Below are 5,062 nucleotides of genomic sequence, written 5' to 3'. Positions count from 1 at the left end.
ATTATCGCCATCATGACAAGGCCAAGGTCATGACCCTGGCATCCTTCGAGTTCATCCGGCGCTTCCTGCTCCACACCGTGCCGGATGGCTTCCACGAGTTTTGGAAAACCGAGGCATAAAGGCGATTGTCTCGGATGCAGCAAATCCCGGCGATGCACTGCCTGGCCTTTTCGACACTCTGCTTACGAAGATTAATGGAAGGATTTGACCATCCTGGGGCTGCTAGGTTCGATGTCCGCTATGGGCGCATTTGCGCCGAACAGTGATTCGGCCAGATTTGCCCCAAAGCAGACATCAAAGGTCCGAACGCCGAAGGACAGTTTCGCGCCCCATTTCGGTCGTTCACGATAGGAACGTAAGATCCTGGAAGCGGTCGTTTTGCAATGGCCCGTATGTACTCGGGACGAATGCTTCCGCCAACAGCAAAGAAACGTCGAAAGCTTGTCACCGTCCTTTAGGTCTTTGATCGCGTTGATGTCGTAGTCGTTTTCGCCCGGCTTGTCAGAATGCGCGCACGACGCCGCTGGGTCGAGCGGAGATGATCCGCCGGATGATCGAGCTGGGCCACCCTGTGGGCGAAGTGGCCGCTGGCTTCGGCATTTCCGAAGGCAGGGGGCGCGGCTTTTGGACGAAGAGGTCGAAGGACTGCGTTTAGGTAGGCCCGTTACCTCAGGCATAAACGATACGGTCTCGCCGTTACGGTTCATGTCCGCTGAGATTGAGTCCTGACCAGCCACGCCCGTCGCCGGCGAACATCAGGCTCAGGCGCTTTGGTTATAGCGTCCACATCCGACGCACGGCGAATGTGAGCCAGCCCCACGCCTCGGACAAATCTTGCTATGACCCGTCAGACAAAGTTGATGTGCTTTTGTAGGGGGAGTTCGCGAATGCGCTTTCCTGTGGCATGGAATATCGCGTTGGCCAGCGCCGGTGCAGCAGGCGGAACGCCGGTTTCACCCGCGCCGCGGATCGGGCCACCGCTTTCCAGCACCTTGACCACGATCTCCGGCGCCTGCTCCATGCGAACCACCTGGTAGCTATCGAAGTTGGTCTGCTCGGCCGCGCCCTTGGCGAAGGTGATCTCACCATAAAGCGCGGCGCTCAGTCCGAAGATCACGCCCGAGTGCATTTGTGCTTCGAGGTTGCGCGGGTCCAGCGCCGTGCCCACGTCGACGGCCACAAACACCTTGTCGATCTTTACACCCTTCTGGGTAGCCGAGATCTCGGCCACTAGACCCACCGGCACCCCGCGGCAAAGGTGAAAGGCGAGACCGCGGCCGCTGCCAGTTGCCAGCGGCAGCCCCCAGCCCGACATGGACGCCACCGCCGCCAGCACCTTGCGCGACGGCTCGTGTTTGAGCAGCGCCAGCCGCATGGTCAGCGGGTCGACGCCCGCCTCCACGGCCAATTCGTCGATGAAACTTTCCATGAAGAAGGCGTTGTAGGAGTTGCCGACTGAGCGCAGGTAGCTGACCGGCCGGCCGGCTGGCGTGCGGTAGGCCGTGGCGCGGTAGTTGGCGATGCCGTAGGGCTGGTCGAAGGCGCCTTCGATAATCTTCCTGTCGGCGCCAAGGCTCGGCAGGGCAAGGCGGCCAAGGCTCGATTCTGCGACCGACAGCGAGGCGACTTGTACGTCGAGCGCGGTCACCTGCTTTCCGACCATCGCACCGTGCAAACGTGCCACCGCCGCCGGACGGTAGAAGTCCTGCGCGATGTCTTCCTCGCGGCTCCACGTCATCTTGACCGGCTTGCCGGGCATGGCCATGGCCAGCCGCGCGGCCTGCGCCACGAAGTCGGATTCGAGGCGGCGGCCGAAACCACCGCCCATCATCGTGACATGCAGGCGCACTTTCGCGACATCGAGGCCAGTGATCTTGGCCGCCAGTTCACGCGCAGCCGTGGAGTTCTGCACACCAGCCCAGATGTCGATCCGTCCCTCATGCAGCCAAGCGACGGCGTTCATCGGCTCCATCGTCGCGTGCGCCAGGAAGGGAACGCGGTACTCGGCCTGGATCACCTTGCCACCGGCCAATGCCTCGTCGACGTTGCCATCGTCGCGCAGCCGGCTGTCGCGGTGCTTGTCGGTCATTGATGCAACGATGCCATCCAGCATCGCCGCTGTGCTGGCCGGGTAGGCGGGCCCGGCCCAGTCGCACTGCACGGCCTGCGCGGCCTGGAAGGCGCGCCAGGTATTGTTGGCGATGACGGCGATACCGCCGGGCAGGTCGATCACCCTCAGCACGCCGCGCATGGCCTTGGCGGCGGTGGCGTCGAAGCTGACGAGCGCGGCACCCATCGCCGGGTTCATGCGCACGGTGGCAAACACCATGTCGGGAAGCCGCACGTCGATGCTGAAAGTTGCCGTGCCGGTGCACTTGGCCACCATGTCGACCCGGGGCAACGACTTGCCGAGGTAGCGCCATTGCTCGCGCGGTTTCAGCGGCGCGCTGTCCGGCAGGTCGATTGCGGCCGCTGCCGGCGCCAGTTCCACGTAGGTCAACCGTCGGCCGTCGGCGGCGACGACGCTGCCGTTGTCGGTCTTGAGTTGCGCCGCAGGCTGGCCAAGTTTTTGCGCTGCGGCAGCCACCAGCGCGTAACGCGCCGCTGCGCCCGCGACACGCATGCGGTCGAAAAGGTCTGCCACACTGGAGGAGCCTCCGGTCATCTGCAACGGCACCAGCTTGGCCAGGACACCCATCGCGCCGCGCGTGGCTTCGGCCGAGAAGCCGTGATCTAGGTCGGCGAAGGGCACGTTGTCTTTCAATAGCTCGCGATTGAAATAGGCAGCGCCTGGCGGGCCGTGCTCGACGTGGATGCTGTCCCACGCAACGTCCAACTCCTCGGCCACGAGCGCGGCGAGCGTGGTGTGGATGCCCTGACCCATTTCGGCGCGCGGGGCGATCAGCGTCACCCCCTGAGCATCAATACGCACATAGGGCGTGAGCGCAGTGGCGCCTTGTGGCAGGTCGTCCAGCAGTGGATTGGGCAGTGCCCGCCTGACCTTGTAGGCTCCGAAGGCGACGCCGCCCACGACGGCCACCGAACCGATCAGAAACGTGCGGCGAGCAATGGTTGCAAGTGTGCCCACGGTCATGCTCCCCGGATGCGCTTGGCTGCGTCGTGAATTGCCGCTCGAATGCGCGGATAGGCGCCGCAGCGGCACAGGTTGCCCGACATAGCTTCGTCGATGTCGGCGTCGGTGGGCGTTGGGTGCTCCCGCAGCAGCGCGACTGCACTCATGATTTGGCCCGACTGGCAGTAGCCGCACTGAGCGACCTGGAGTTCTACCCAGGCTTTCTGAACGGCGTGTAAGGCGGCCGGCGTGCCCAGGCCTTCGATCGTGGTGACAGCACCGCTGACCGAGCCGACCGGCGTCACGCACGAGCGCACGGCGATACCGTCGACCTGTACGGTGCATGCGCCGCACTGTGCCATGCCGCAACCGAACTTGGTGCCGGGCAGGTTCAGTTCATCGCGCAGGACCCACAGCAGGGGCATCTCCGGCTCGACGTCGATCTCGTGGGACTTTCCATTGACGGTCAGCTTCATGTCGCCTGCTCTGTCGGTTTAATGGCGACACTTTACCAACGGCGTCACCTGCGCGCATTCGCCGATGGCGCCATAATCGCGCTAAAGACGCCAACGTTCGTCCGCCTGATTGGCGCGATCTGTCATTGCGCTGGCGCGGTACGCGACTTAAACTTCACATATGCCATCCGCGCGCACTGACGACCTGACTGCCCCCAGCGACCGCCTCGCCCACACCAGCACCTTCTCGGTCTGGTCCAGTTGGCGGGTGATGTTGCAAGACGCCGGAGTGAACGGGGCCAACGTGCTGCGCCGCGCGAAATTGCCGGACGACCTGTTCGCACGCGAAAGTGTCCGGCTCGACTCCGCGACCTATTTTCGGCTCTGGGACGCCATCAATGAGGAGGCCGGGAACGCAGGCGGCCCGGCACCGTTGCGCTTTGCGCAGAAGATGTCGACCGACTGGTTCAATCCGGAACTCTTCGTCGCCCTGTGCAGTGAAGACTTGAACGGTGCGCTCGACCGCCTCGCCAAATACAAGAGCGGGCCTGTGGCGCTAAGGCTTGAGCACACCCCACGCAGCACCACGGCCGCGCTGGAATTTCTCGACCCCGGGCTGACGCCGCCGCGCCTGCTCATGGTGTTCAAGCTGGTCTTCCTGGTGCAGCTCGCGCGCATGGCCACGCGCAGCCCGGTCAACCCGCTGCGCGTGGGATGGCCCTCGCCCAACCTGTCGATCCGCGATGCGGATGCCTACGCCTCCTGGTTCAGCGTTCCGGTGGAAGACCTGCCCATCCCCGCCGTGGTTTTCGCGGCGGAAGACACGCAGCGCCCGTTTCTCACGGCGAACCATGGCATGTGGAAGTTCTTCGAACCGGGCCTTCGACAACGCCTGTCCGATCTGAAGAAACACGCCAGCACCATCGAGCGCCTGCGCAGCGCGTTGATCGAGGCCCTGCCCGCCGGCGAGGTGTCCATGCCAGCCGTATGCAAAAAGCTCGGCGTTAGCGTGCGCACTCTTCAGCGCAGGCTACAGGACGAGGGGAGCAGCTTCCAGCAGACGCTGGATGCGGTGCGCAAGTCCCTTGCACACCACTACCTGTACAACTCTTCGCTCTCCAACACGGAGATAGCATTCCTGCTCGGCTACGAGGCTTCCAACTCTTTCGTGCGAGCGTTCCAGGCTTGGACTGGATCGACGCCACAGGCTGTTCGACTGGCGCATTCGAACGCCGGTGGTGAGGCGAGCGGTCAGACTTGACGTTGCGGACCACCTTTGGGGGGCCAGTCATGGCGGGCCACGAGCCGCCTTGGGCTGCCCAGCTGGTAACGGCGCGGCCAATCATCAGCTGCCGGCGCTCATAGCTCTAGAGCATCGCACCGGAAGTCGGAATCAGAGGATTGAACGAACCCGCTGTCGCGGGAATGGCGCCGCTGTCGGCGTATGAGGCCTCCGGTCTGAGGATTGCGGTTGTCGAAGCCCAATCCACAGACAGGAGGTTCCGCGATGGCCGAGTTGAGCCCTCTACGTCGC

At 63.8% G+C, this 5,062-nt stretch carries 3 protein-coding genes and 1 pseudogene; 2 read left to right on the top strand and 2 right to left on the bottom strand.

The window, feature by feature from the left end:
• Positions 1–95 (top strand): annotated as a pseudogene (locus FHS74_RS30820) (transposase); the annotation flags it as partial.
• 752 nt (positions 96–847) lie between these two features.
• Here FHS74_RS30820 and FHS74_RS29950 read toward each other — a convergent pair.
• Positions 848–3,094, bottom strand: a complete 2,247-nt coding sequence (locus FHS74_RS29950; protein ID WP_211106640.1) for a xanthine dehydrogenase family protein molybdopterin-binding subunit — start codon at positions 3,092–3,094, stop codon at positions 848–850.
• Positions 3,091–3,549, bottom strand: a complete 459-nt coding sequence (locus FHS74_RS29945) for a (2Fe-2S)-binding protein (RefSeq protein WP_184807935.1) — start codon at positions 3,547–3,549, stop codon at positions 3,091–3,093. The genes FHS74_RS29950 and FHS74_RS29945 overlap by 4 nt, the downstream gene beginning before the upstream one ends.
• A gap of 160 nt (positions 3,550–3,709) precedes the next feature.
• On the opposite strand from FHS74_RS29945, the gene FHS74_RS29940 reads away from it, so the two are divergent.
• Positions 3,710–4,789 (top strand): AraC family transcriptional regulator, encoded by a 1,080-nt coding sequence (locus tag FHS74_RS29940; RefSeq protein ID WP_184807934.1) that lies wholly within the window; start codon positions 3,710–3,712, stop codon positions 4,787–4,789.
• Positions 4,790–5,062: the final 273 nt, after the last annotated feature.

The sequence above is a fragment of the Nitrospirillum iridis genome (genome assembly GCF_014205765.1).
GTDB lineage: Bacteria > Pseudomonadota > Alphaproteobacteria > Azospirillales > Azospirillaceae > Nitrospirillum > Nitrospirillum iridis.
This window is presented reverse-complemented; position numbering and strand designations above follow the sequence as displayed.

Coding starts and splice junctions, on each gene's coding strand:
- FHS74_RS29950 (WP_211106640.1), bottom strand. CDS start 3,094: ATGACCGTGGGCACACTTGCAACCATTGCTCGCCGCACGTTTCTGATC.
- FHS74_RS29945 (WP_184807935.1), bottom strand. CDS start 3,549: ATGAAGCTGACCGTCAATGGAAAGTCCCACGAGATCGACGTCGAGCCG.
- FHS74_RS29940 (WP_184807934.1), top strand. CDS start 3,710: ATGCCATCCGCGCGCACTGACGACCTGACTGCCCCCAGCGACCGCCTC.